The organism is Chelativorans intermedius (assembly GCF_025398255.1).
Taxonomy (GTDB): domain Bacteria; phylum Pseudomonadota; class Alphaproteobacteria; order Rhizobiales; family Rhizobiaceae; genus Chelativorans; species Chelativorans intermedius.
The window spans coordinates 93784-120534 of the sequence record NZ_JAODNW010000001.1; the positions used below are offsets into that span (position 1 = coordinate 93784).

The following is a 26751-nucleotide window of genomic DNA, read 5'->3' on the forward strand; positions in this document are numbered from 1 at the left end:
CATGACGGGCAAGGCGAAGACCATTCTCCTGAGCGCCGGCGGCACGGGCGGCCATCTCTTCCCGGCGGAGGCGCTGGCGCACGAGCTCATCGCCCGCGGCTGGAGCGTCCATCTGGCCACGGATGCCCGCGCGCGGCGCTTCGCGGATGCCTTTCCGGCGGAGGCCGTGCATCCCATCGAATCGGCCACGGTCGCGGGGCGCAATCCCGTGGCGCTCCTGCGTAGCCTGCTTGCCATCTGGCGTGGCGTGCGCCAGGCATCGGCCCTGATCGGCCGGCTGAAGCCTGCCGCCGTCGTGGGATTTGGCGGCTACCCCACCCTGCCACCGCTTTTCGCCGCCACGCGGCGGCGCGTGCCCACGCTCGTTCACGAGCAGAACGCCGTGATGGGCCGCGCCAACCGGGCGCTGGCGCGCCGGGTGACGGCCATTGCCGGCGGCTTCCTGGAAGCGGAGGGGGCCTTCGCCGCCAAGATCGTGAAGACGGGAAATCCCGTGCGCCCGGCCATCATCGAGGCGGCGAAGACGGCGTACCGCCCGCCGGCGCCGCGCGGCCATTTCCACCTCCTCGTCTTCGGTGGCAGCCAGGGCGCCCGCTTCTTCGGCGAGGTGGTGCCCGCGGCGGTGCGCCTGCTGCCGGCGGGCGTGCGCGCGCGGCTGAAGGTCGTCCAGCAGGCGCGGCCCGAGGACGAGGCGGCGGTGCGCGCCGCCTATGACGCACTGGGCGTTGCCGCAGAGGTTTCCCCCTTCTTCACCGACATGGCCGCCCGGCTGGCGCGGGCGCATTTCGTCATCTCGCGTTCCGGCGCCTCCACCGTCTCGGAGGTCGCGGTGGTCGGCCGTCCGGCCCTTCTGGTGCCCTATCCCCACGCCCTCGACCACGATCAGGCGGCCAATGCGGCGGCGCTTGCGCGCGCCGGCGGGGCGGAGATCGTCACCCAGGACAAGCTTTCGCCGCAGCGGCTTGCCGGCATCATCGAAGTCGCGATGGGCGCCCCGGAAAAGCTTGCCGCCATGGCGCAGGCGGCACGCGGGGTGGGCCGGCCCGACGCGGCTGCGTTGCTTGCCGACCTCACAGAGGCTATTGCCTCGGGAAAGCCCGTGGACAGCATCGTGAAAGGAGCCCACGCATGAAGATGCCGCAGACAATCGGGGTCGTGCATTTCATCGGCATCGGCGGCATCGGCATGAGCGGCATCGCCGAGGCCCTCTTCACGCTGGGCTACAGGGTGCAGGGCTCCGACCAGGTGGAAAACGCCAACGTGGCGCGCCTGCGCGAAAAGGGCATTCCGGTCCATGTCGGCCAGAAGGCGGAAAATCTGGGCGAGGCGGAGGTGGTGGTGGTCTCCAGCGCCATCAAGCGCGACAACCCCGAATACCGGGCAGCGCGCGAGCGGCTGTTGCCCATCGTGCGCCGTGCCGAAATGCTGGCCGAGCTGATGCGCTTCCGGCAGGCCGTCGCCATCGGCGGCACCCACGGCAAGACGACGACCACTTCCATGGTGGGCGCGCTGCTGGATGCCGGCGGGCTCGACCCGACGGTCATCAATGGCGGCATCATAAATGCCTACGGCACCAATGCGCGCATGGGCAAGGGCGACTGGATGGTGGTGGAGGCCGACGAGAGCGACGGCACCTTCCTGAAGCTGCCCGCCGAGATCGCCGTCGTCACCAACATCGACCCGGAGCATCTCGACCACTACGGCTCCTTCGAGAAGGTGCGCGAGGCGTTCCGCCAGTTCGTCGAGAACGTACCCTTCTACGGCTTCGGTGTCATGTGCATCGACCACCCGGAGGTGCAGGCGCTGGTGCGGCGCATCGAGGACCGCCGCATCATCACCTATGGCGAGAACCGCCAGGCCGACGTGCGCTTTGCCAATCATCGCATGGAGGGGGCGGTCTCCGTCTTCGACGTCAGCATACGCGGGCTGAAGTCCCGTGAGGTGGAAACCATCGAGGGCCTGCGCCTGCCCATGCCCGGCCGGCACAACGTTTCCAACGCGGTGGCCGCCATTGCGGTCGCCCATGAGCTGGGCATCCGCGCCGAGGACATCCGCAAGGGGCTTGCCGCCTTTGGCGGCGTGAAGCGGCGTTTCACGCTGACCGGCACCTGGAACGGCGTGCAGATCTTCGACGATTACGGCCACCATCCGGTGGAAATCCGCGCGGTGCTCAGGGCCGCGCGCGAGGCGACGGACGGGCGCATCATCGCCGTCGCCCAGCCACACCGCTACACGCGCTTAAGCACCCTGTTCGACGATTTTACCGCCTGCTTCAACGATGCCGACACGGTGCTGGTGGCGCCGGTCTATGCGGCCGGCGAGGCGCCCATCGAGGGCATCTCCTCGCAGGCGCTGGTGGCCAGCCTGCGCGCTGCCGGCCACCGCGACGCGCGTCTCATCGAAGGGCCGGAGGCCGTCGCTCCACTGGTGCGCGAGCTCGCCGCGCCGGGCGATTTCGTCATCTTCCTGGGCGCGGGCAGCATCACCCAGTGGGCCTATGCCCTGCCGGGAGAGCTCGCCACATGAGCGGCGCGGCGCTTCTCCAGAAGCTGGGCTCCCGGCTTGCCGGCCTGCGCGGCAGGCTCACGCCCGATGCCGGCATGGACAAGATCACCTGGTTCCGCGCCGGCGGCCAGGCCGAGGTGCTCTTCCAGCCGCAGGACGAGGAGGACCTCGCGCACTTCCTGCGCGCCGTGCCGGAGGAGATCCCCGTCACCGTGGTCGGCATCGGCTCCAACCTCCTCGTGCGCGATGGGGGCATCGCCGGCTTCGTCGTGCGCCTGTCGGCCAAGGGCTTCGGCCAGGTGGAGGCGGTCTCGCCGACGCGCATCCGGGCCGGTGCGGCCATCCCCGACAAGCGCCTGGCTGCCTTCGCGCTGGAAATGGGCATCGGCGGCTTCCACTTCTATCACGGCATCCCCGGCGGGCTGGGCGGCGCGCTGCGCATGAATGCCGGCGCCAACGGCGTGGAAACGCGCGAGCGCGTGGTCGAGGTGCGCGCCCTCGACAGGAAGGGCGAGCTGCATACGCTGTCCAACGCAGCGATGGGCTATGCCTATCGCAAGTCCTCCGCCCCGCCCGATCTCATCTTCACCTCGGCGGTGATGGAAGGCTATGCGCAGGACGCCGAGGCGATCCGCGCCGCCATGGATGCCGTCCAGCAGCACCGCGAGACGGTGCAGCCGATCCGCGAGAAGACCGGCGGCTCCACCTTCAAGAACCCGCCGGGCACGTCGGCCTGGAAGGAGATCGACAAGGCGGGCTGCCGCGGGCTCCTCATCGGCGGTGCGCAGATGTCGCCCATGCACTGCAATTTCATGATCAACACGGGCACGGCCTCGGGCTACGACCTGGAATATCTGGGCGAGACCGTGCGCGCCCGCGTGCTGGAGACCTCCGGCATCCGCCTGGAATGGGAGATCAGGCGCATCGGCGCCTTCCGGTCGGGCCATGCGATAGACCCCTTCCTGGGGCGGCTCCTGTAGCCTCCCGAGAGGCAGCGCACTGCAGATCGTTCACATTCTCTTAAAAATTTGAATCCGCGGAATCTCAAGGGGTTGCCACAGAATCAACTCTCTGATTCTGTGGTTGCAAGCTTCCCTGATTTGAGTCGGCGGTGTGCGCCAGGGGGCTGCTCTGGAGAGAGGGGAAGGATTTCGCAGCGATGGCAAGGCAGGCGCTGCCAGACGGGGGCGATGGCGCATGAAGAAGAAGCACGTCGCCGTGCTGATGGGCGGATTTTCCTCGGAGCGGCCGGTCAGCCTGTCCTCCGGTGCCGCCTGCGCCGACGCCCTGGAGGCGGAGGGCTATCGCGTCACGCGGGTGGATGTCGATCGCGACATCGGTCGCGTGCTCGGCGAATTGAAGCCTGATGTCGCCTTCAATGCGCTGCATGGCCCCTATGGCGAGGACGGCACGATCCAGGGGGTTCTCGAATTTCTTGGCATTCCCTACACCCATTCCGGCGTGCTCGCATCGGCCCTCGCCATGGACAAGGAGCGCGCCAAGACGGTGGCGCGCGCCGCCGGTGTGCCCGTGGCGCCGTCGCTTGTCGTCAATCGGTTCGACATCGGCGCTCAGCATCCCATGCCGCCGCCCTATGTGGTCAAGCCGGTGGCGGAGGGCTCCAGTTTCGGTGTCGTGATCGTGCGCGAGGATCAGTCGCATCCGCCGCAGATTCTGGGCTCCTCGGAGTGGCGCTATGGCGAGCGCGTGATGGTGGAGCGCTACGTGCATGGGCGCGAGCTCACCTGCGCGGTGATGGGCGAAAGGGTTCTGGGTGTGTGCGAGATCGTGCCGGTGGGGCACGCTTTCTATGATTATGACTCGAAATACGTTCCGGGCGGATCAAAACACGAATGCCCAGCAAAAATTTCACCGAATATTTACCAAAAGATTCAGACACTGTCCCTCGCCGCGCACAAGGCGCTCGGCTGCCGGGGCGTGAGCCGCTCCGACTTCCGCTATGACGATCGGTTTTCGCAAGAGGGGGAGTTGGTCTGGCTGGAGCTCAACACGCAGCCGGGCATGACGCCGACGTCCCTGGTGCCGGACATCGCCGCCGAGGCGGGTATCGGCTTTGGTGAACTGTTGAGTTGGATGGTGGAGGACGCGTCGTGTTCGCGCTGAAGTCGGAAAGGGGCAGGCGCCCGGCCGAGGTTGGCCTGGTGCTGCCGCGCTGGCTGCGGCGGCCCGTGCGCATGCTCCGTCGCATTGACGTCGAGCGTATGGAGTCGCCGCGTTTCGGCGCCACCATTGCCACCGGTCTGCTGTTTGCGCTCACCGGTCTCTATGGCGGGCTGGCGGGCGGCCACATGGACGAGGTGATCCGCCAGGCCACCTCGCGCGTCGGCTTTGCCATCGAGAATATCGAGGTGACAGGCAACCGCGAGACCTCGGAAATCGATATCCTGCAGCGCATCGGCCTCGACGGCTGGACCTCCATGGTGGGGTTCGACGTGCAGGCGGCACGCCTGCGCATTGCGGAGCTTGCCTGGGTGGAGCGCGCCGAGGTGCGCAAGGTCTATCCGGCCACCCTCGTGGTGAAGATCGTGGAGCGCGAGCCCTTTGCCCTGTGGCAGCGCGACAGCCGCCTTTCCGTGATCGAGCGCGACGGCGACGTGATCGCGCCGTTCTATGGCGGGCATCTGGCGTCCCTGCCGCTACTCATCGGCGAAGGCGCCAGGGAAGCGGGGCCCGCCTTCGTGGAGCAGGTGGCGCGCGTGCGCGGGCTTTCTGGGCGCGTGCGCGCCTATATCCGCGTGGCCGACCGGCGCTGGGACCTGCGGCTCGACAACGGGATCACCATCAGGCTGCCTGAAAGGAACGTCGAGGCAGCGCTGGCGGAGGTGTCGAGGCTCGATGGCCAGTATGCGCTTCTGTCGCGCGACATCGAGTCCGTCGATCTCAGGCTTGCCGACCGGCTCGTCGTCGCGCTCACGCCGGAGTCGGCGGAGAAGCGCGCGGCGGCCTTCGAGGACATGCTTTCGCAGCGCCGGGGAGGGGCCAGCATATGAATTGGCTTCTGGGCGAACGTTCCGCCGCGCCGCGTTCGGGCATCCTCACCGTGCTGGATGTGGGTTCGAGCAAGGTCTGTTGCATCATCGCCAAGCTTCTGCCGAGCGAAGGCGGCAGGGCGCTTTCCCACCGCACGCACCGCATCCGCGTGATCGGCATCGGCCATCAGAAGTCCGAGGGCGTGAAGTCGGGCGTGATCGTCGATCTCGACAGGGCCGAGCAGGCGGTGCGCCTGGCGGTCGACGCGGCGGAGCGCATGGCGGGGCTCACCGTCGATTCGCTCATCGTCAACGTCTCGGCTGGGCGGCTCAAGAGCGAGGTCGCCTCCGCCACCGTCAATCTGGGCGGCCACGAGGTTGCCAAATCGGATGTGAACCGGGTGCTTGCGGCCGGTGCGCGCCAGGCGCTGAAGGCCGAGCGCGAGGTGGTGCACTCGCTGGCCGTCGGCTTCTCGCTGGATACCGAGCGCGGCATCCGCGATCCGCGCGGCATGATGGGCGACACGCTGGGCGTGGATATGCACGTGCTCACCGCCGACAGCGTGCCGCTGCGCAATCTTGAGCTGTGCATCAACCGGGCGCACCTTTCCGTCGAGCGTATGGTGGCCACGCCTTATGCCAGCGGCCTTGCGGCGCTGGTCGACGACGAGGCCGAAATGGGCGCGGCCTGCATCGACATGGGCGGCGGCTGCACCACCATCTCCGTCTTCGTGGAAGGCAAGTTCGTTCATGCCGATGCCCTGCCGGTGGGCGGCCATCACGTGACCATGGATCTGGCGCGCGGGCTGTCGGTGCGGCTGGAGGATGCGGAGCGGCTGAAGGTGATGCATGGCTCGGCGCTGCCGGCAAGCAACGACGACCGCGATGTCGTCACCATTCAGCCCATGGGCGGCGACGAGGGCGAGCAGCCCTTGCAGGTGCCGCGTTCGGTCATGACGCGCATCGTGCGTGCGCGCATCGAGGAGACGCTGGAGATGGTGCGCGAGCGGCTCAACCGCTCGGGCTACGGCCATCTGGTCGGGCGCCGCGTGGTGCTGACGGGCGGCGCCAGTCAGCTCTCCGGTCTGCCGGAGGCGGCGCGGCGGCTCCTGGGCCGTCAGGTGCGGCTCGGCCGCCCGCTGGGCGTGAAGGGGCTGCCGGAAGCGGCCAAGGGGCCGGCCTTCGCCGCGCCCGTCGGCCTTCTCATCTATCCGCAGGTGGCGGATTTCGAAAACCGCCCTTCCAGGGGCGGCTTCTTTGCGCGCGCGACGGGGACGGGGGGACGGTTGCAGCGCGTCGGTCAGTGGTTGCGTGAGAGTTTTTGACAGGGGACGTGCCCCATAACGGCCGCGGCGGCGAGGCGGCGGACAAGGCGGAAAGGACGAGGAAATGACCATAAACCTTAAGAAGCCGGACATTACCGAGCTGAAGCCAAGGATCACCGTGTTCGGTGTCGGCGGCGGCGGCGGCAATGCCGTCAACAACATGATCACGGCGGGCCTCAACGGCGTCGAGTTCGTGGTTGCGAACACCGATGCCCAGGCGCTGACCACTTCCAAGGCCGAGCGGCTGATCCAGCTTGGCGCCTCGGTGACGGAGGGGCTCGGCGCAGGCTCGCAGCCCGAGGTGGGCCGCGCGGCGGCCGAGGAGTGCATCGACGAGATCCTGGATCATCTGTCGAACACCCATATGTGCTTCGTGACCGCCGGCATGGGCGGCGGCACCGGCACCGGCGCTGCGCCCGTGGTGGCGCATGCGGCGCGCGAGAAGGGCATCCTCACCGTCGGCGTGGTCACCAAGCCGTTCCACTTCGAGGGGCAGCGGCGCATGAAGATTGCCGATGCGGGCATCGAGGAACTGCAGAAATGCGTCGATACCCTCATCGTCATTCCGAACCAGAACCTCTTCCGCATCGCCAACGACAAGACCACCTTCGCCGATGCCTTTGCCATGGCCGATCAGGTGCTCTATTCCGGCGTGGCCTGCATCACCGACCTGATGGTCAAGGAAGGTCTCATCAACCTCGACTTCGCCGACGTGCGCTCGGTGATGCGCGAGATGGGCAAGGCCATGATGGGCACGGGCGAGGCTTCCGGCGAAGGCCGCGCCATGGCGGCGGCCGAGGCGGCCATCGCCAACCCGCTGCTCGACGAGACCTCCATGAAGGGCGCCAAGGGCCTTCTCATCTCGATCACCGGCGGGCGCGACCTCACCCTGTTCGAGGTGGACGAGGCGGCAACGCGCATCCGCGAGGAGGTGGACCCGGAGGCCAACATCATTCTCGGCGCCACCTTCGACGAGGAGCTGGAGGGCGTCATTCGCGTCTCTGTGGTGGCCACCGGCATCGACAAGTCGGCCGCCGAGATCTCCGCGTCGCCCAGCACTCTGCGCCAGCCGCCGCGCCCCGGCCAGCCGCAGCCGCGGCCGGCCATGCAGGAGGTGCAGCGCGCCGAGCCGGTTCAGCCGCGCCCGCAGCCCATGCGCGAGGCGCCGTCTGCCACGGCCGGCGAGGATCCGGTGGCGGAGGCCATCCGCGCTGCCGAGCAGCGGCCCGTCCAGCCTCAGCCGCAGGATGACTTCCGCCCGCAGAGCCGGCTGTTCAAGCCGGCGCAGCCCGAGCCGCAGCCGCGGCCTGTCGAGGCCGTCCGTCCGCAGCCGGCGCCGCAGCCGCAGCCGGCCCCCGTGCAGCCGCGTATGCCGCGAGTGGAGGACTTCCCGCCGGTCGCGCAGGCCGAGATCGAGGCCGGCCGCCGCTCCGCGCCGGCGCCCGAACAGGAGGACCGCGGCCCCGTGGGCCTGCTCAAGCGGCTCACCCATGGCCTCTCGCGCCGCGAGGAGGGTGACGAGCACGCCGCCCGCCCGCCGGAGCCGCGCCTGCGCCAGCCCGAGCCGCGCCGCGCGGCAGCCGGCGATAGCCAGCTCTATGCGCCGCAGCGCGGGCAGCTTGACGAGCACGGCCGGGTGGCCCCGCAGCGTCCGATGCAGGAGGAAGATCAGCTCGAGATTCCTGCCTTCCTGAGAAGGCAGGCAAACTGACATGCTCACGCATGATAACAGCCGGTAACGAACGGGCGCTTAGGCGCCCGTTCGTGCTTCTGGAGATGTATATGGAAAACAATGTCTTAAAGTTGCTTTGCGAAACAGTTTAAGCGTAACACGGAGTAAGAAAGCGTGATTTGGCGCCGCCGTTCCGTGACATTATCTTGCGCCGCAAACGACTGCGGGGCGAAGGGCGTTAGAGGGGCTGGTCCTGCCGCGCAGCGTGAGCCGTTCATACCGTTGATGTTTGCCAGATTGACATGTGAGCGGCTCCAGGGGGCGGGATAATGGGGATTGAATTGCTCGAGTACCAGACCACACTTAAATCGCGTTTTAGTCTTTCCGGCATCGGCGTTCACAGCGGAAAACCCGTTTCCATTCACTTCTCCCCCGCGGAGGCCGATACGGGTGTCGTCTTCCAGCGCATCGACGAGGAGGCCTCGGGCAGGGAGATCCGCGCCTTGGCCGCGGAGGTGGGCGAGACCGACCTTTGCACCGGGCTGGGCGATCCGTCGGGCGACCATGTCGCCACTGTCGAGCATCTGATGGCCGCGCTGTCGGGCATGGGTGTCGACAATGTCGCCATCGAGATCGACGGCAGCGAAGTGCCCATCATGGACGGCAGTGCCGCCGCCTTCGTCGAGGCGTTCCGCCAGGCGGGTATCGAGCAGCTTGCCGAGAAACGCCGCTACATCCGCATCGTCAAGCCGGTGCGGATCGACATGGGCGGCTCGTGGGCCGAGTTCCAGCCCTACGAGGGCACCCGCTTCGAGATCGAGATCGACTTCGACACGCCGGCCATCGGCCGCCAGGCGCTCTCCATCGACATGAGTGCCGATGTCTTTGCGCGCGAGGTGGCGCGCGCGCGCACCTTCGGCTTCATCAAGGATGTGGAGCGGCTGTGGGCGGCGGGCTTCGCGCTCGGCTCCTCGCTGGAGAACTCCGTCGTCATCGGCGAGGACCACCGTGTCATCAACATGGAGGGGCTGCGCTACCCGGACGAGTTCGTCCGCCACAAGATGCTGGATGCGGTGGGCGACCTGGCGCTTGCGGGCGCCCGCTTCATCGGCTGCTTCCGCTCCTATCGTGGCGGCCACCGGCTGAATGCCGCCGCGCTGCGGCACCTGCTCACGGACCGTTCGGCCTTCGAGATCGTCGAGACGACGCGGCGTGAGCGCGGGCGCGGGGCGGAGATGGTGGCGGTCAACGCGCCGGTCTACGCGCCCTGGGTGCTGTAGGGATCGGCCGCCCCGCCACCGCACTGCCACAAAAATGTGCCATTGCGCGCCGATAGCGTTGCTGCGCGCGGCCTTTTTGCTTTATGAGTGCCGTGCGCTTTCACTTGTCTTGCAAACGCCGGAGGGGCGATCCGCGAATGACCAATAGACGCGCTGCCAGAACCAGTCGCCGGCCCGGCTTCGTCACGTTGGCGGTGGCCGTCATGGCCGCGCCGCTTCTCCTGGCCGGCTGCAACGCGGAGAAGGACCTCGACCTGTCGGCCTATGTCGAGCAGACCGATCCCGCCGATGTGCTCTACAATCAGGCGCTCGCCAATCTGGAAGCGGGCCGGATGAAGGAGGCCATCGCCAAGTTCGAGGCGATCGACCGGCAGCATCCCTATTCGGAGTTCGCCCGCAAGGCGCTCTTGATGAACACCTTCGCCAACTACCGGCAGGGCAGCTACACCGAAGCCATCAACAATGGCGAGCGCTACCTCACCCTTTATCCCACCAGCGACGACGCCGCCTATGCGCAGTATCTGGTGGGCCTCAGCCATTTCCGCCAGATTCGCGAGGTGACGCAGGATCAGCGCGAGGCGCGCCGCACCATAGAGGCGATGGAGCAGGTGGTTCAGCGCTGGCCCGAATCGGAATACGCGCCCGACGCGCAGGCGAAGATCCGCTTCGCGCGCGACCAGATCGCCGGCAAGGAGATGCAGATCGGCCGCTACTATCTGGAGCGGCGCGAGTACATCGCCGCCATCCGCCGCTTCCGCGGCGTGGTGGAGAACTATCCCGATACCCGCCACGTCGAGGAGGCGCTGGCCCGACTCACCGAGGCTTACTATGCCATGGGCGTCGTCTCCGAGGCACAGACGGCCGCCGCCGTGCTGGGGCACAATTTCCCGGAGAGCGACTGGTACAAGGATGCCTATGCGCTTCTGCAGTCGGGCGGGCTGGAACCGCGCGAGGACACCGGCTCATGGATTTCCAAGGCGGCATCCGTGATCACCGGAAGCTGACGACAGGCCGCAGATGCTGTCGCACCTTTCGATCCGCGATATCGTCCTGATCGAACGGCTCGACATCGACTTTTCGGCTGGCCTTTCCGTGCTGACGGGTGAGACGGGGGCCGGCAAGTCCATCCTGCTCGATGCGCTGTCGCTGGCGCTGGGCGCCAGGGGCGATGCCGCGCTGGTGCGCCACGGCGCTCCCCAGGGCCAGGTGACGGCGGTCTTCGACGTGCCGGCGGCGCATCCGGCGCGCGAGATTCTGCGCGACAACGCCCTCCCCGACGATGGAGACATCATCCTGCGCCGCGTGCAGGCGGCGGACGGGCGCACCCGCGTCTTCATCAACGACCAGCCGGCGAGCGTCACGCTCATGCGCCAGCTCGGTCGCGCGCTGGTCGAAATCCACGGCCAGCACGACGAGCGCGCGCTGGTGGACACCGCCGCTCATCGCGACCTGCTCGATGCCTTTGGCGGCCTGGGCGGGCAGGCGGGCGCGGTGCGCGCCGCCTGGCGGGCCTGGCGCGAGGCCGAGGAGGCGCTCTCCCGCCACCGGGCGCGGGTGGACGCGGCTGCCCGCGAGGCCGATTTCCTGCGTGCCAGCGTCGAGGAGCTGTCGAAGCTCGATCCGCAGCCGGGCGAGGAGACGGCACTGGCAGAGGAGCGAGCGGCCATGATGCGCGCCGAGAAGATCGCCTCCGACATTGCGGATGCGCAGGAGGTGCTTTCCGGCGACGCCTCGCCGGTGCGCCAGCTTGCGGGGCTGTTGCGGCGGCTGGAGCGCAAGGCGCAGGAAGCGCCGGGGCTTCTGGAGGGCATCGTGCGCTCGCTCGACGAGGCGCTTCTTTCCCTTGATGCCGCGCAGGAGGCGGTGGAGGAGGCACTGCGCGCCACGGAATACGATCCCGCGCGTCTGGAGAAGGCGGAAGAACGGCTCTTTGCGCTGCGTGCCGCCGCGCGCAAGCACAATGTGGCGGTGGACGATCTTGCCGCGCTGCGTGACCGTATGGATGCCGATCTTGCCGATCTCGATGCCGGGGAGGAGCGGCTGGGCCATCTGGAAAAGGAGGCTGCGGCGCGCTGCGCGGCCTATGACGAGGCCGCCGCACGGCTATCCGAAGCGCGCCGCCAGGCCGCCGGGGCGCTGGCGGAAACGGTGATGGCGGAGCTGCCGGCGCTGAGGCTGGAGCGTGCGCGCTTCATCGTCAACATCGACAGCGCGCCCGGCGAGCGCATGGAGGACGGCATCGACCGTGTGGAGTTCTGGGTGCAGACCAATCCGGGCACGCGTGCCGGGCCGATGATGAAGGTCGCCTCGGGCGGCGAGCTGTCGCGCTTTCTCCTCGCGCTCAAGGTGGCGCTGGCCGATCGCGGCTCCGCGCCGACCCTGGTCTTCGACGAGATCGACACCGGTGTGGGCGGTGCGGTGGCCGATGCGATCGGCCAGCGGCTCGCCCGCCTGGCAAGCCGCATCCAGGTGCTCTCCGTCACCCATGCGCCCCAGGTCGCCGCGCGCGCCCACACGCATTATCTCATCGCAAAGTCGGGTGGCCATGATCGCGTCACCACCGGCGTGGCCGTCATGGACAGCGCCGCCCGCCAGGAAGAGATCGCCCGCATGCTGGCCGGTGCCACCGTCACCGAAGAAGCCCGCGCCGCCGCCGAACGCCTGCTGCGGGAGAATACGGCCGCGGCGGAGTAGCAAGACGCGAAGAAAAACGCCCCCGCGCGGGATCTTCCTCCCCGCCAACCCATTTCTTCCGCTCGCTACTCCCTATTCGCCATTCGCTTCTTCCCCCTTTTTCACCCCCCGCCCGCGCCGCCACCCTTGGACCGGTTCATCTATTTGTTTTTGCCGCATTTGTGCGACGCCAGATGATTCCATCTGGCTGCAAAATGCTGCAGCCTGTCCCTATCGCTCTCGCGGGAACCGGATGCGCATCGGGTGTTCGGGAGAGCGGCGGCCGCCGCCCTCTTCGCGGTCGGTTCTCGAAGGCATATGCGGGCAAGGCCGGCCGGCAGGGTGCGGAGAAGCCGTGACGAACGCCTGGAGCCATTGCGCAGGGCCGTTGGACGCGCCCGTTTCCCGCGTTCCTCACCAAAGGCCAGACGGCGAGAGCCGGGCGTGGCGAGGATGGCGCGCGGGCGTCAGGAAGCGGCAGGTGGCGGCATTGCGCGTCTTGAGACAACGGCCTGAAAAGCCATATGTTGGCGGCCCAGTCGAATCCGGATTGCCACTCATGACCACAGCCACGATCCCCGTCGAGGAAATGACGGAGGAGCAAGCCAGGGAAGAGCTCGCGCGGCTTGCCCGCGAGATTGCCGAGCATGACCGGCACTACCATGCCGAGGACCGCCCGGTGATCTCGGATGCCGAGTATGATGCGCTGAGGCGGCGCAATCTTGCCATCGAGCAGGCGTTCCCGCACCTGATTCGCGAGGATTCGCCCTCGCGCCGGGTGGGCGCTCCGGTTTCGGAGAAGTTCGAGAAAGTGCGGCACAAGGTGCCGATGCTTTCCCTCGACAACGCCTTTTCGGATTCCGACGTGGTGGAGTTCGTCGCCCGCATCCGCCGCTATCTGCGGCTCGGCGAGGATGCGCCCGTCGTCATGACGGCGGAGCCGAAGATCGACGGGCTGTCGCTGTCGCTGCGCTATGAGGGCGGGCGGCTCGTTTCTGCTGCGACGCGCGGCGACGGGCAGGTGGGCGAGAACGTCACGGCCAACGCCCGTGCGGTGGCCGACATTCCCAACGTGCTGTCCGGCGATCCGCCTGCGGTGCTGGAGGTGCGTGGCGAGGTCTATATGACCCATCGCGATTTCCTGGCGCTCAACGAGCGCCAGAAGGCGGAGGGCAAGCAGACCTATGTGAACCCGCGCAACACCGCTGCCGGCTCGCTGCGCCAGCTCGATCCTGCCGTCACGGCCGCACGGCCGCTGAAGTTCTTCGCCTATGCCTGGGGCGAGGTGAGCGAGATGCCCGCCAGCACCCAGATGGGCATGGTCGAGGCGCTGGCGGGCTATGGCTTCCGCACCAACGCGCTCATGCGTCTATGCGAGACGGCAGAGCAGCTTCTGGCCCACTATCGCTTCATCGAGGAGCGGCGGGCCACGCTCAGCTACGACATCGACGGCGTGGTCTACAAGGTCAACGATCTGGCGCTGCAGGAGCGGCTGGGCTTCGTCTCGCGCAGCCCGCGCTGGGCGATTGCGCACAAGTTTCCAGCCGAGAAGGCGTCCACCATCCTGCGCGGCATCGACATCCAGGTGGGGCGCACCGGCGCTCTCACCCCGGTGGCGCGGCTGGAGCCGGTGACGGTGGGCGGCGTGGTGGTGACGAACGCGACGCTTCACAATGCGGAGGAGATCGAGCGGCTGGGCATCAAGATCGGCGACACGGTGACGGTGCAGCGCGCCGGCGACGTGATCCCGCAGATCCTCGGCTACGTGCCGGAGCTGCGGCCGGACGATGCGCAGGCGTTCGCCTTTCCCAACGTCTGCCCCTGCGAGTTGAAGACGCCGGTGGTGCGCGATTCCACCGCCGGCGGCGGAGAGGGCGTGGTGCGCCGCTGCTCGGGCGAGTTTGCCTGCCCGTTCCAGCGCATCGAGCATCTGCGCCACTTCGTTTCGCGGCGCGCCTTCGACATCGAGGGGCTGGGGGAGAAGCAGATCGCCTTCTTCTTCAACGATCCCGACCTGCCCGTGAAGAGCCCGGCCGACATCTTCACCCTGGCCGAGCGGGACGCAAAAAACCTCAGGAAGCTGAAGGACAAGGAGGGTTGGGGCGAGGTCTCGGCAAGGAACCTGTTCGCAGCCATCGAGGCGCGCCGGACGATTCCCCTCGATCGCATGATCTATGGTCTTGGCATCCGTCATGTGGGCGAGCGCACCGCCGCGACGCTGGCCCGCGCCTATGGCACGTGGCAGGACTTCCACGATGCCGCGCTCGCCATAGCCGGCGGCGACCAGGTGGCGCGCGAGGAGATGGATGCGCTGGAGGACATCGGCGATGCGGTGATCGATGCGGTGGCCACCTATTTCGGCGAGGAGCACAACCGCAGGCTCGTAGAGGCGCTTGCCGCCCAGGTGAACGTGCAGGAGGCGGAACGGCCCGCCGCCGATTCGCCGGTGGCCGGCAAGACGGTGGTCTTCACCGGCGCGCTGGAGCGCATGTCGCGCGACGAGGCCAAGGCCATGGCCGAACGGCTGGGCGCCAAGGTGGCGGGCTCGGTGTCGAAGAAGACCGATCTGGTGGTCGCCGGTCCCGGTGCCGGCTCGAAGCTGAAGAAGGCGGCCGAACTCGGAATCGAGGTGATCGACGAGGAGGCGTGGTTCCAGCGCGTGGGCGGCTGAAGCGCGCCGGGCCGGGCCGGAAAATGGCCGCTGGCGGTTCAGCCATCGCCTTTGCTTCACCTTTGGCTCAACGAAATTCATGTGACTGGTCAGCCTTGCTGACCTATGCTGGTGGCAGGAGGTTTCCCATGTCCGCCCATTCCTACGCCGCGCAGCGCCCGGGGGATGAATTTCTGCAGGGTGCACGAGCCAGCTTTCCCGTCGTGGTGGCCGCCGCGCCCTTCGGTCTTCTGTTCGGCACGCTGGCGATGGAGAACGGCTTTACCATCTTCGAAGCGGTCTTCATGAGCGCCACCATTTATGCCGGCGCCAGCCAGATGGTGGGCATCGACCTGTTCGGCGCCCGGATTGCGCCGTGGATGGTCGTGCTGTCCATCTTCGCGGTCAATTTCCGTCACGTGCTCTACTCGGCCACCATCGGCCGTCACATTGCACACTGGACGCCGCTGCAGCGTTTCGTCGGGTTCTTCTTCCTTGTGGACCCGCAATTCGCCGAGGCCGAGAAGAGGGTGGAGCGCGGGCAGCGCATCGGCTTTGCCTGGTATATGGGCCTCGGCCTGCCGATCTATGTCTGCTGGGTCGCGGAAGCGTGGCTGGGCGCGCTCTTCGGCCGCCTCATCCCCGATCCGCACGCGCTGGGGCTCGACTTCCTGCTGCCCATCTATTTCCTCGGCCTTGTCATGAGCTTCCGCAAGCGCCCCCTGTGGCTGCCCGTCGTGGGTGTCAGTGCGCTGGCCTCCATCCTGGCCTACAAGACGGTGGGCTCTCCCTGGCACGTCTCAATCGGCGCGCTCGCGGGCGTTGCCCTCGGCGCCTTGCTGCCGCCGCGGGAGGCGGAGTGATGAGCACCACCTTCTGGATCATCGTCGCCGGTGCCGTGCTCACCTATCTGACGCGCGCCGGCGGGCATCTGGTCCTTTCCCGCTTCGAGCGCATTCATCCGCGGGTGGAAGCCGGGCTCAATGCCGTTCCGGCGGCGGTGCTGACGACGCTGGTGGCCCCGGCCGCCATGGAAGGCGGGCCGGCCGAGCTCGCCGCGCTCGCCACGGCGGCTGTGATCGTGCTGTGGGGCGGCGGCATGATGCCCATGTTTCTCACCGCCGCGGCGGTGCTGATCCTTCTGCGCCACCTTCTCGCATAGGCTACAGCGGCGCCGTCGCGGCGCGCAGCCAGGCCGCCGTGTCCCCTTCCACCAGGGGCGTGATCTCTTCCAGAACGCGGGCGTGATAGGCGTTCAGCCAGTCTCTCTCTGCATCCGTCAGCAGGCCCGGCACGACCAGCCGCCGGTCGATCGGCGCGAGGGTGAGCGTCTCGAAGCCGTGCATGGCCACGTCGCCGCCGGGCACGGGCTCGGGCGGCGTGACGACGATCAGATTTTCGATGCGGATTCCATAGTGCCCGGCCCGGTAGTAGCCCGGCTCGTTGGACAGGATCATGCCGGTGCGCAGCGTCTCCATGCCCGTTCTGGCGATACGCTGCGGCCCCTCGTGCACGGAGAGATAGGAGCCCACGCCGTGGCCCGTGCCGTGGCCATAGTCGAGGCCGGCCTGCCACAGGGCATGGCGGGCGAAGGCGTCGATGTCCACGCCACGCGTGCCCTCGGGGAAGCGCAGCATGGAAATGGCGATCATGCCCTTGAGCACGCGGGTGAAACGGTCCTTCATCTCCAGGGACGGTTCGCCCAGCGCAACGGTGCGCGTCACATCCGTCGTGCCGTCCTCGAACTGGGCGCCGGAATCGACCAACAGCAGCTCGCCACGGGCAAGCTTTCGGTTGGTCTTCTCCGTCACCCGGTAGTGGATGATCGCCCCGTTGGGCCCGGCGCCCGAGATGGTGTCGAAGGAGATGTCGCGCAGCGGCATCTGCGCCTCCTGCCCGGCGCGCCGCCGGCATTCCTCCAGATGCCTGACGACGGCGATCTCGTCGAGGTTCTCGGGGGTCTGCCCGTCAAGCCAGGCAAGGAAGCGGGCGAGGGCGGCACCGTCGCGCAGATGGGCGGCGCGGGCGCCCTTGAGTTCCGCCTCGTTTTTCATGGCGCGGGGCAGGGCGGCAGGATCGGCGAACGGGACCACCGCGCCGCCGGCTTCCTCCACCACGAGGCGCAGCTTCTCCGCGGCATGCGCCTCGTCGAGGCCCACCCTGGCACCGCTGCGGGCCAGGTTTGCCAGCACGGGCTCCAGCTCCTCGGGCGCGTGAAGCGCTGCCAGCGCGCGCAGATGGTCTTCCGTCTCCCCGGACAGCTTTTCGGCAGCCATGAAGACGCGCGGGCGCTCCGCCGCCGAGAGAATGGCAAAGCCCAGCGCCAGCGGCGTGTGCGGCACGTCGTTGCCGCGGATGTTGAACGCCCAGGCAAGCGAGGAGGGGTCGGTGAGCACGGTGTGGTCGATGTCGCGCTCCCGCAGCCGCTCCGCGAGGCGGGAGAGCTTGTCGCCCGCCGTCTCCCCCGCATAGACAAGCGGATGAACGCGCACCGGCTTCATGGGCGGGGCGGGGCGGTCTTCCCATATGGCATCCACCGGATTGCGCTCAAGCGGCACCGCCTGCGCCCCCGGCTTCTCCAATGCCTCGCGCAGGGCACGGATCTCGCCCACCGTGTGCAGCCACGGGTCGAAGCCGATGCGCGCGCCCCTGGAAAGGTTCGCCTTCATCCAGGCGCGCGGCGGGTTGTCGATCAGGCTCTCGATCTCGAAGAGGGCGGGGTCCGTCTGCACGCGTGCCTGAAGGGTATAGCGCCCATCGACGAACAGGAGGGCCTTGTCCCGCAGGACGAGCGCCATCCCGGCGGAGCCGGTGAAGCCGGTGAGCCAGGCAAGCCGCTCCGCGCACGGCGGCACATATTCGCCCTGATGTTCATCGCTGCGCGGCACCAGCACACCGTCGAGACCGGCCTCGGCCATAAGGGCGCGCAGCCGCGCCATGCGCGGTGCAGCCTGTGCAGGATCGGCGGTGCTTTCAAAGGACTGGAACATGGAACACTCCGGCTCGTCTGGCGGGGCCGCGACCCTAGACCGCTCTGCCGGTGCAGGCAATGCGGTGGTGTCGGCTTGGCGGGTGCTTCATATGCTGCAGTGCGGCATGGCATTCGCACATGCAAAAAGCGAATGGCTGGCATGCGCAATCAGCGCTGGTCGGAAAGGGCAGGGATGCTTACCTGTTGTGGCGTGGAGGACGGATTTTCGGTTGTGAAAAGGAGACTTCACATGGCACGGGCGAAGAGAGGATTTTTCCGCAACGCGATGGACGCGCTGATGGCCGCGCGCGAGCGGCAGGTGAGCCGCTATGTCAACGGCGCGCTTCTGATGCTCGACGACGAGACGCTGAAGGCGCACGGCTACACCCGCGAGGAACTGCGCCGGAAGGGCACTGCCTACATGTACTGAGGCATCGGCCGCGCGGCTAGAGACAGACAGAGGCGGTCGCGGTGGCGGCCGCTTTTCTTGTTTTCAGCGCTTGAGGTGCAGCGTCACCCATCCCTCGCGGTGGATCGTTGCCACCTGGCGGAAACGCTGGCCGGCATAGGCGGCGATGACGGCGCGTCGCTGGCGCTCCAGAATGCCGGACAGGATGAGCGAGCCGCCGGGCGCCAGATGATGGGCCATGCCCGGCGCCAGCTGCATCAAGGGGCGGGCGAGGATGTTGGCGACGATCAGGTCGAAGGGTCCCCGTTCGGCGAACGCCCTGTGCCGGAAGCCGGTGGCCGTGAGCACCTCTACCCAGCGTGAGACCGCGTTCAGCCGCACATTGGCCCGCGCCACCCTGGTGGCCGTGGCGTCGATGTCCGTTGCCAGAATGGGAATGCGCCGCAGCCTGGCCAGGGCAATGGCGAGCACGGCGCTGCCGGTGCCCAGATCGAGCGCGTTTGCCGGGTGCTCGCGATGGGCGAGCCGGCCGATCATCTCCAGACAACCTGCCGTCGTGCCGTGATGGCCGGTTCCGAAGGCAAGCCCCGCCTCGATCTCGATGGCGATTTCTCCGGGGCGGGCGCGGCCGCGATCATGGGCGCCGTGAACGAAGAAGCGTCCGGCGCGCACGGCGTGAAGGCCCTGCAGTGCGTGCGTCACCCAGTCGATGTCCGGCAGCTGCTCCTCGTGGATCTCCGGGGCCTGCGGCAGGGTGTCGAGCACCGCCTGCATACGCGCCCTGACGGATTCGCCGTTCTCGCTCGCGTAAACGGAAACCTCGTGAAGCTCGCGTGCTTCGTCGATCTCGACGATGGACAGCGCCAGCCCGTCATCCTCGAAAGCGCGGTCGAAAAGATCGTATATGCGGGAGGCAGGCGCCCGCGGCGCCTGAAGGAAGAGACGGGTCTGGACCATCGGATTGCCGGAAAGGGTGGTTGGATCAGCCTTCCTTTAACAGCCGCCGCAACTTCGCGATAGCCGTATCCGGGTTCTCCTGATAGGCAATCGTGCCGAAAAAAGCGCCGTTCCTGTCGAGCAGCATGACAGAGGCGGTGTGGTCCATGGTGTAGTCGCCGCCCTCCAGCTCCACCTTGCGGGCATAGATGCGGTAGGACCGGACCATCTCCATCACTTTTTCCGGCTCTCCTGTAATGCCCGTGATGCGCTTCGAGACGTTGCCGAGATAGGTCTTCATCACCTGCGGCGTGTCGCGTTCCGGATCGACGGTGACAAAATAGGCGCGCAGTGCTTCGCCGCTCTCGCCGAGTGCCTCGATCCAGCCATCCAGCTCGTACAGCGTGGTGGGGCAAACCTCGGGACAGTGGGTAAAGCCGAAGAAGACGGCTGTCGGCGCCCCCCTAAACGCCGCCTGGGTGATCGTCTCGCCATTGTGATCGACAAGCTCGAACGGGGCGCCGAAAGCGCCGGCTACGCTCCTGTCGCGATACCACTGGAAGGTCATCAGCCCGACGGCGACCACCATCAGGGCAAGAATGCCGACAAGAAGAGAGCGCATCATGAAGAATCACCGTCACCGGAATCACAGGCACCAGGCAAGCCCGGCCTGGGCCAGCGAGATGAACATCGCCACCCCGTTCTCCATCCACAGCGCAAATCCGAGCCCGGCAAGCGCCGCCAGAAGCATGGCGAAAGCGCTGACGGCAAGAAGGCGCTGAAGGCTGTCCGGGGCCGGTTTCATGACCGAAGAATAATCGCTTGCGTTCGCGATGGAAAGGAAGAAGCAAACTGCCGCCGGGCCGTATTCGGATGCCGCCGGGTGGCGGTGCCAAGTCTGCGACGTTCCGGCGGTCGCTGGAAATGCGGGCTATATTGTGTTAACCGCGACCCCTTCCAGGCTGTCTACCTCTCGTTTCGCGGAAACGGTCGCGAGGTATCGCGTGGCGGCTTGTTTGCCGATTCCAGCGCGCGATTTACCTTCTCGCAACGCAGAAGTCTTGCGTGCAACCGCGTTTAGAAATGTACTCGCGTATAGAGTGTATTGACTTTGTGCCTGCTTATGAACCAAATAAGGCGGGCTTGGCTCGGCGCATGGTGCGCCGGGGTAACGAGGTTTGGGGGCGGATGGATGAACAGAAACTTCCATGAACTGAAACAGCAGCTGACGGAGCTGTCAGCAACGATCAACAAGTTCGAATCGGAGGCAGTACAGCTGCGCATCGTCGAGCTTCTGTTCAGCCAGGCCGGTGGCGAAGGGCTTGCGGAGGCTCCTGCCAGCGCCTACGTCTCCGGGCCGGCGCGCGGCGGCAGGCGGCCCCAGACGGCCGACCGGCGCAAGACGGCGCCCAGCGCCAGCGGCGCCGTGGCCGCGCTGGCAAAGCTCCTCGACGGCGATTTCTTCAGCGAGAAGCGCACAATCGGCGATATCGTGAAGAAATGCGAGGAGGAGATTGGCACGCGTTACAAGTCCAACGCCTTCTCCGGGCCGTTGTCGCGCTATGCCAGGAGCGGCGTTCTCAAGCGCGAGAAGAACGAAGAAGGCAAGTACGTGTACTTCAAGTAGCCGACGCTTCTCCGTCGGACCGAGGTGCCGAGCGGCCGGGAAGGATGCCTTCCCATTGCCTTGCGTTGCCGTGAACGAATGCGCCTGCGGCTGTCTTCTCCGCCGTCGCGGATGCTTCGTCGGCCCTGTCCCGCCGGCGAAGGGTGAATGGTCATTTGCGTATACGGCGCGCGCCTTCCCGGTGCGCAAACAGCTATATCGGGCGGGCGTCAGACCCTTTCGACGAACCCGTCCAGAACCCGTTTCTGACCGGCCTTGTCGAAGTCTATTGTCAGCTTGTTGCCGTCTATGGCTGTCACGTTGCCGTTTCCGAACTTGATGTGAAACACGCGGTCGCCCACCTTGAAGGCCGAGGGGGTGTCGGAAACCGATCTGGCGACCAGCTCGCCCTCGATGGTGCGGCCCTTTACCGAACCGCGGCCTGCGCCATAGCCCGAATCGGCTTCTCCGTAACCGATCCTTTCCACCTGATGGCCGGAGCGTGTTCCCCAGTTGCGCTCGGTCGCCTCGTTGCGGTTGCGGCGGGCCCGCTGCCAACCAGGCGTGGCATAGGGGCTGGAGAACGCCTGCCCGGCTTCATCGAAGCGTGAAGGTCCATAGGGGTTCGGGCGGCCCGGCGACCTTGCGTAGCCGCCAAAGGCGCCGCTTTCCTCGGCCACCTCCACATGCGCCTCCGGCAGCTCGTCCAGAAAGCGCGACGGAATGGTGGACTGCCACAGGCCATGAATGCGGCGATTGGAGGTAAACCAGATATGCAGGTTCTTCTTCGCCCGGGTAAGCCCGACATAGGCCAGGCGGCGCTCTTCCTCGAGGCCGGCGCGCCCGCCCTCGTCGAGCGCGCGCTGGTGGGGGAAGAGGCCCTCCTCCCAACCGGGCAGGAACACCGTGTCGAACTCCAGGCCCTTGGCGGAGTGAAGCGTCATCAGGCTGACGGCGTCCACCTCCTCGTCACGCTCGGCATCCATGACCAGCGCCACATGTTCCAGAAAGCCGCGCAGGCTTTCATATTCCTCCATGGAGCGGATGAGCTCCTTGAGGTTTTCCAGCCGCCCCGGCGCCTCCGCCGAACGGTCGTTCTTCCACATCTCGGTATAGCCGGATTCCTCGAGGATGATCTCGGCCAGCTCCGTGTGGGGCGTGCGCTCCAGCAACCCCTGCCAGCGCTCGATGCTTTCCACCAGGTTGCGCAGGGCAGCGCGCGGCTTGGGCTTCATTTCCTCCGTGCCCACCAGATCGCGCGCGGCCTGGAGCAGCGAGGTGCCGCGCATCCGCGCGACATCGTGGATCTGGCGCACCGAGGCTTCGCCCAACCCCCGCTTGGGCACGTTCACGATGCGCTCGAAGGCAAGATCATCCGCACCCTGCGCGACGATGCGGAGATAGGCCAGCGCGTCGCGGATCTCCATACGCTCATAGAAGCGCGGGCCACCGATGACGCGGTAGTTGAGGCCAAGCGTGACGAAGCGATCCTCGAACTCGCGCATCTGGAAGGACGCGCGCACCAGGATCGCCATGTCGTTGAGCGCTTTTCCCCTGGCCTGCAGCGCCTCGATCTCTTCGCCCACGGCGCGCGCCTCCTCCTCCGAGTCCCATGCGGCGTGGACCTTGACCTTGGGATCGTCGGGGTCGACGGCATCGGTAAACAGCGTCTTGCCGAGCCGGCCCTCATTGTGGGCGATGAGATGGGAAGCGGCGCCCAGAATATGGGCGGTCGAGCGGTAGTTGCGTTCCAGCCGGATAACCCTGGCGCCCGGAAAATCCTTCTCGAAGCGCAGGATGTTGTCCACCTCCGCGCCGCGCCAGCCATAGATCGACTGGTCGTCGTCGCCGACACAGCAGATGTTGACCGCGCTGTCGCGCGCCGGATTCTGCGCCAGAAGGCGCAGCCACATGTATTGCGCGGTGTTGGTATCCTGATACTCGTCCACCAGGATATATCTGAACCTGGTGTGATACTCGCGCAGAACATCCGGGTTTTCGCGGAAGATGCGGATGGGATGGAGCAGCAGATCGCCGAAGTCGACGGCATTGAGCGTCTTCAGCCGCTCCTGATAGGCGAGGTAGAGCGCGCGGCCCTTGCCGTTTGCGAAGGCGCGGGCGTCGCCCTCGGGAATGTCGCCGGGCGCTAGGCCCTTGTTCTTCCAGCCATCGATCATCTGTGCCAACTGGCGTGCCGGCCAGCGCTTGTCGTCCAGGCCCTCGGCCTGGATGAGCTGCTTGAGAAGGCGGATCTGGTCGTCCGTGTCGAGGATGGTGAAGGAGGATTTGAGCCCGGCGAGCTCGGCGTGGCGGCGCAGGATCTTCACCCCGATGGAATGGAAGGTGCCGAGCCACGGCATGCCCTCTATGGCCTCGCCCACCAGCACCTCGATGCGCGCCTTCATCTCGCGTGCCGCCTTGTTGGTGAAGGTGACGGCAAGAATCTGTGAAGGGTAGGCGCGGCCGGTGGCCAGGATGTGGGCGATGCGGGTGGTCAGCACCCGCGTCTTGCCCGTGCCGGCGCCGGCAAGCACCAGCACCGGGCCTTCCGTCGTCTCCACGGCAAGGCGCTGCTCGGGGTTCAGCCCCTCCAGATAGGTGGGCGCTGCACCCTGACGCGCCGCCATCGCACGCGCGGCAATGCCGCCGGCGCGCGCAGCAGGGCGCGCGGCGTCGTCATCGCCGAAGAAGGGCAGATCGTCTGGAGAACCTGACATTCGGCACCGCATATGGTGATTCGGGCCTGCAAGGCCAACCGCTTCTTCCCTTGTACCGGCTGAATGCGGCGAGGCCAAGTTTCGGCGCCTGTTCACGCAGCCTTGAATGGACCGGCGGAAAGGCCCTTCCTATCCTCGCCGCGGGTGCGGGGTGTCAAACGTGAGGCCGGGAGCAAGCGATGTCCACACCGAAGATCACCCAGGCGATGATAGACGCCTATGACGAATACACACACCTGACCCTCGACCGCCGCGGCTTCATGCAGAAGCTGACGAAGCTGGCGGGATCGAGCGCCGCCGCTGCGGCGATCGTGCCGCTGCTTGCGGCCAATTCGGCCCGCGCGGCGATGGTTGCCGAGGACGACGCCCGCGTTTCGGCCGAGGAAATTTCCTTTCCTGCCGGCGATGGCGAGATGAGGGCGTATCTCGTGCGCCCGAAAGACCAGGCGGGACCTCTGCCGGCCGTCATCGTCATTCACGAGAATCGCGGGCTCAACCCGCATATCCGCGACGTGGCACGGCGTGTGGCGCTGGAGGGTTTCGTGGCGCTGGCGCCAGACTTCCTGTCGCCGCTGGGCGGCACGCCGGAGGACGAAGACGCGGCGCGCGCCATGTTCGGCGAGCTCGACAGGGCGCAGACGGTGGCCAATGGCATGGCGGCCATCGCCTTTCTGGAAAACCATGAGGCGACGAACGGCAATGTCGGCGCCGTCGGCTTTTGCTGGGGCGGGGGCATGGTGAACAGTCTCGCCGTCAACGCGCCTTCGCTCGATGCAGCGGTGGCCTACTACGGCGCCCAGCCCGATCCGCAGGAGGTGGAGCGCATCAGTGCGCCGCTGATGCTGCACTATGCCGGGCTCGACGAGCGCATCAACGCCGGTATCGAGGACTTCGCGGCAGCCCTCGACGCGGCCGGCAAGGACTATACGATGTACATGTATGAGGGCGTGAACCACGCCTTCAACAACGACACCTCCGAGGCGCGCTACAACAAGGAGGCCGCTGATCTGGCCTGGCAGCGCACCATCGACTTTTTCAGGGAAAGGCTGATGTAGGGGCCGTCAGGCCCAGCCCCGCGCCTCCTGTGCCCGGCGCAGGATGGCGCGGGCAAAGACGAGATCGATGGGGATCGGCCGGCGATGGGTCTCGATCTGGTAAAGCTCGTTGTCCAGAGTCTTGAGCGCGCGCCAGACCTCGTAGTCGCTGACGCTCGGGTCGCGGGCGAGCCTCTCCGACATTCCCTTCACGTCGACCTTCAAGACCGTCTCCCCAGGATGCGAATCAGTGCGCAGACGGGGGAATTGTGAAACCCTACGGGCGGGCCGCAAGGCGCGCGGGGCGACAAGCTGTGCAAAAGCGCCCGGCGGGCGCGCACGTTCAGCGGTGTTCTTCTTCGCTGAGCTGCACGAGCGCTCTGTTGAAGGCGCGCAGGGCGCCGATATGGGAGGCCCAGGCGACGATGCGCGTCGAATCCTGCGGGTCCACGACGGGCAGCCGCGTGTGGCCGCCCTTGTCGAAGGCGCGCAGCGCAGCCTCCAGCGTGTCGCCGGGTCGCAAGGCGGGTGGTCCTTCCTGCGGGTCATGGGATTCGGGCTGCGCGCCGTCTTCCAGCGGCTCCATGAAGTCGCGCACGCGGGTGATGTGACCGGCGGCGCGGTGCGGCCCCTCGTGGATGAAGAGGCCGCGCATCTCAAGCTGCCAGTGAAACCACGAGCGGCCGTGAAGGGCCTGGGTGATGCCGTGGGCGACGGCGACGGTGAGCAGCAGGGCGATGGACAGCGTGTAACCGCCTGTCAGCTCGAAGACGATGACCGTGGTGGAGATCGGGGCGCCGAGCACGGCACCGGCCACCGCCCCCATGCCGAGAATGGCGTAGAGCCCGCCGCTCGATGCCATGTCGGGGAAGACCGACGCGGCGATGACGCCGAAGGAGCCGCCGGTGAGTGCGCCCAGATAGAGCGCCGGCGAGAAGATGCCGCCGCCGAAACGGGCGGCGAGCGTGATCGCCGTGGCCGCCGTCTTCACCACCAGAAGGGCCAGCATGGTAAGAAGCGGCAGCCGCTGCCACAGCGCCATGTCCGTGACCTCGTAGCCCACGCCCAGAACCTGCGGGAAGGCAAGCGCAATGGCACCGACGAGAACGCCGCCCGCCACCGGCTGCAGCCACAGCGGAATGGCGATGCCGCGCGCCACGAACTCGGCGGCGAACAGCGCGAACTGGAACAGAATGGCGACGACGGCCGCCGTGACGCCCAGCAGCGCGAAGGCGGGAAACTCCCAAAACGAGGTAATGGCATAGTGCGGCACGAGAAAGGCAGCGGCATCGCCGAACCACAACCGCGAAGCCACGCCACCGGCCGTCGAGGCGATGACGATGGGCACGAAGGAGCGCATCGCATAGTGGCCGAGGATCACCTCATGGGCGAAGAGCACGCCGGCGATGGGCGCGTTGAAGGAGGCGGCAATGGCGCTTGCCACCCCGGCGCCCAGCAGGGTGCGGTTGCACCACTCGGGAAGGTTGGCGTAACGGGTGACCGCCGCAGCCAGAACCGCGCCCAGATGCACCACCGGCCCCTCGCGCCCGGCGCTGCCGCCAGCGCCCAGCGAGAGCGCGGTGGTGAAGGCCGAAAGCAGGCCGTCGCGCAGCGGAAGGCTGCGCCCCGCCAGCGCACGCGCCTCGATGACGTCGGCCACTGCGCCGGTGCGCCGCGCCTTGAGCCGCGTGAGAAGCAGACCCACCAGAAGACCGCCTACCACCGGGCCGGCCATGACCCAGTACCAGGGTAGCGTGGCGGCGGTGGAATAGACGCGCTCAGAGCGCGTGCCGAGCCAGGGAAGCTGGAAGATCCCGATCAGCTCGCGGAAGAGGATTGCGGCAGCCGCCACCGCGACGCCGAGCACCAGGGCGAGCAACCAGGCGAGAGGCTGGCGCGTTTCCAGAAAGGCATGCAAATTGGGCTTCACCCAGGAAGCCACGATGCGTGGAAGCCGGGCGAGATTTCGCGGCGTCATCGTCC

23 protein-coding genes are annotated in these 26751 nt (G+C 67.2%); 16 read left to right on the forward strand and 7 right to left on the reverse strand.

All coding sequences use genetic code 11. The features are described from left to right. Window position 1 precedes the first annotated feature (1 nt). The 13 genes from murG (at window position 2) to NYR58_RS00570 (ending at window position 16257) form a co-directional block, all read left to right on the forward strand. A complete protein-coding gene (gene murG, locus NYR58_RS00510) occupies window positions 2-1132 on the forward strand; it encodes an undecaprenyldiphospho-muramoylpentapeptide beta-N-acetylglucosaminyltransferase (protein WP_261518433.1) in 1131 nt (376 codons plus the stop codon). Further along, window positions 1129-2526 (forward strand): UDP-N-acetylmuramate--L-alanine ligase, encoded by a 1398-nt coding sequence (gene murC / locus NYR58_RS00515; RefSeq protein WP_261518434.1) that lies wholly within the window; start codon window positions 1129-1131, stop codon window positions 2524-2526. Before murG ends, murC begins: the two co-directional genes overlap by 4 nt. Next, complete coding sequence (gene murB, locus NYR58_RS00520) at window positions 2523-3485, forward strand: UDP-N-acetylmuramate dehydrogenase (RefSeq protein ID WP_261518435.1); 963 nt, start codon at window positions 2523-2525, stop codon at window positions 3483-3485. Before murC ends, murB begins: the two co-directional genes overlap by 4 nt. A 217-nt stretch (window positions 3486-3702) precedes the next feature. Beyond that, window positions 3703-4629 (forward strand): D-alanine--D-alanine ligase, encoded by a 927-nt coding sequence (locus tag NYR58_RS00525; RefSeq protein ID WP_261518436.1) that lies wholly within the window; start codon window positions 3703-3705, stop codon window positions 4627-4629. Next, window positions 4617-5516, forward strand: coding sequence for a cell division protein FtsQ/DivIB (locus tag NYR58_RS00530; protein WP_261518437.1), 900 nt, complete (start codon window positions 4617-4619; stop codon window positions 5514-5516). Before NYR58_RS00525 ends, NYR58_RS00530 begins: the two co-directional genes overlap by 13 nt. Continuing rightward, a complete protein-coding gene (gene ftsA, locus NYR58_RS00535) occupies window positions 5513-6820 on the forward strand; it encodes a cell division protein FtsA (protein WP_261518438.1) in 1308 nt (435 codons plus the stop codon). Before NYR58_RS00530 ends, ftsA begins: the two co-directional genes overlap by 4 nt. 64 nt (window positions 6821-6884) lie before the next feature. Beyond that, a complete protein-coding gene (gene ftsZ, locus NYR58_RS00540) occupies window positions 6885-8531 on the forward strand; it encodes a cell division protein FtsZ (protein WP_261518440.1) in 1647 nt (548 codons plus the stop codon). Between the two features lie 290 nt (window positions 8532-8821). Beyond that, the gene (lpxC, locus tag NYR58_RS00545; RefSeq protein WP_261518441.1) at window positions 8822-9772 is read left to right on the forward strand and encodes a UDP-3-O-acyl-N-acetylglucosamine deacetylase; all 951 of its coding nucleotides are present in this window, start codon (window positions 8822-8824) and stop codon (window positions 9770-9772) included. 137 nt (window positions 9773-9909) lie between these two features. After that, on the forward strand, window positions 9910-10776 hold the full coding sequence (locus NYR58_RS00550; protein ID WP_261518443.1) for an outer membrane protein assembly factor BamD: 867 nt from the start codon (window positions 9910-9912) through the stop codon (window positions 10774-10776). Window positions 10777-10789: 13 nt separating this feature from the next. Continuing rightward, window positions 10790-12466, forward strand: coding sequence for a DNA repair protein RecN (gene recN, locus NYR58_RS00555; RefSeq protein ID WP_261518444.1), 1677 nt, complete (start codon window positions 10790-10792; stop codon window positions 12464-12466). A gap of 538 nt (window positions 12467-13004) precedes the next feature. After that, window positions 13005-15116, forward strand: a complete 2112-nt coding sequence (gene ligA, locus NYR58_RS00560; RefSeq protein WP_261518445.1) for an NAD-dependent DNA ligase LigA — start codon at window positions 13005-13007, stop codon at window positions 15114-15116. 128 nt (window positions 15117-15244) lie between these two features. Continuing rightward, the gene (locus NYR58_RS00565; RefSeq protein ID WP_261518446.1) at window positions 15245-15958 is read left to right on the forward strand and encodes an AzlC family ABC transporter permease; all 714 of its coding nucleotides are present in this window, start codon (window positions 15245-15247) and stop codon (window positions 15956-15958) included. After that, a complete protein-coding gene (locus tag NYR58_RS00570; RefSeq protein WP_261518448.1) occupies window positions 15958-16257 on the forward strand; it encodes an AzlD family protein in 300 nt (99 codons plus the stop codon). Before NYR58_RS00565 ends, NYR58_RS00570 begins: the two co-directional genes overlap by 1 nt. Window position 16258: 1 nt before the next feature. Here NYR58_RS00570 and NYR58_RS00575 read toward each other — a convergent pair whose 3' ends face one another. Then, window positions 16259-18085 carry an aminopeptidase P family protein gene (locus NYR58_RS00575; protein ID WP_261518449.1) on the reverse strand — a complete coding sequence of 609 codons (1827 nt, stop codon included), beginning with the start codon at window positions 18083-18085 and terminating at the stop codon, window positions 16259-16261. Window positions 18086-18316: 231 nt separating this feature from the next. Between NYR58_RS00575 and NYR58_RS00580 the strand changes: the two genes are divergently transcribed. Then, on the forward strand, window positions 18317-18496 hold the full coding sequence (locus NYR58_RS00580; RefSeq protein ID WP_261518450.1) for a hypothetical protein: 180 nt from the start codon (window positions 18317-18319) through the stop codon (window positions 18494-18496). 63 nt (window positions 18497-18559) lie between these two features. Here NYR58_RS00580 and NYR58_RS00585 read toward each other — a convergent pair whose 3' ends face one another. Genes NYR58_RS00585 through NYR58_RS00595 form a run of 3 tightly spaced genes read right to left on the reverse strand, consistent with a single transcriptional unit; the run spans window position 18560 to window position 20216 of the window. Continuing rightward, window positions 18560-19432, reverse strand: coding sequence for a 50S ribosomal protein L11 methyltransferase (locus tag NYR58_RS00585; protein WP_261518451.1), 873 nt, complete (start codon window positions 19430-19432; stop codon window positions 18560-18562). Between the two features lie 25 nt (window positions 19433-19457). Next, window positions 19458-20036, reverse strand: a complete 579-nt coding sequence (locus NYR58_RS00590) for an SCO family protein (RefSeq protein WP_315903311.1) — start codon at window positions 20034-20036, stop codon at window positions 19458-19460. A 21-nt stretch (window positions 20037-20057) separates the two neighbouring features. After that, the gene (locus tag NYR58_RS00595) at window positions 20058-20216 is read right to left on the reverse strand and encodes a hypothetical protein (protein ID WP_261518452.1); all 159 of its coding nucleotides are present in this window, start codon (window positions 20214-20216) and stop codon (window positions 20058-20060) included. A 387-nt stretch (window positions 20217-20603) separates the two neighbouring features. On the opposite strand from NYR58_RS00595, the gene NYR58_RS00600 reads away from it, so the two are divergent. Then, window positions 20604-21038, forward strand: a complete 435-nt coding sequence (locus NYR58_RS00600) for a hypothetical protein (RefSeq protein WP_261518453.1) — start codon at window positions 20604-20606, stop codon at window positions 21036-21038. 209 nt (window positions 21039-21247) lie between these two features. On the opposite strand, the gene NYR58_RS00605 is transcribed toward NYR58_RS00600, so the two are convergent. Then, entirely contained in the window at window positions 21248-23734 is a 2487-nt protein-coding gene (locus NYR58_RS00605; protein WP_261518454.1) for an ATP-dependent helicase, read from the reverse strand. 179 nt (window positions 23735-23913) lie between these two features. Between NYR58_RS00605 and NYR58_RS00610 the strand changes: the two genes are divergently transcribed. Further along, on the forward strand, window positions 23914-24789 hold the full coding sequence (locus NYR58_RS00610; protein ID WP_261518455.1) for a dienelactone hydrolase family protein: 876 nt from the start codon (window positions 23914-23916) through the stop codon (window positions 24787-24789). A 6-nt stretch (window positions 24790-24795) separates the two neighbouring features. On the opposite strand, the gene NYR58_RS00615 is transcribed toward NYR58_RS00610, so the two are convergent. Both NYR58_RS00615 and NYR58_RS00620 read right to left on the reverse strand, forming a co-directional pair. Then, complete coding sequence (locus tag NYR58_RS00615) at window positions 24796-24993, reverse strand: hypothetical protein (RefSeq protein ID WP_261518456.1); 198 nt, start codon at window positions 24991-24993, stop codon at window positions 24796-24798. 118 nt (window positions 24994-25111) lie between these two features. Further along, entirely contained in the window at window positions 25112-26746 is a 1635-nt protein-coding gene (locus NYR58_RS00620) for a chloride channel protein (RefSeq protein WP_261518457.1), read from the reverse strand. Window positions 26747-26751: the final 5 nt, after the last annotated feature.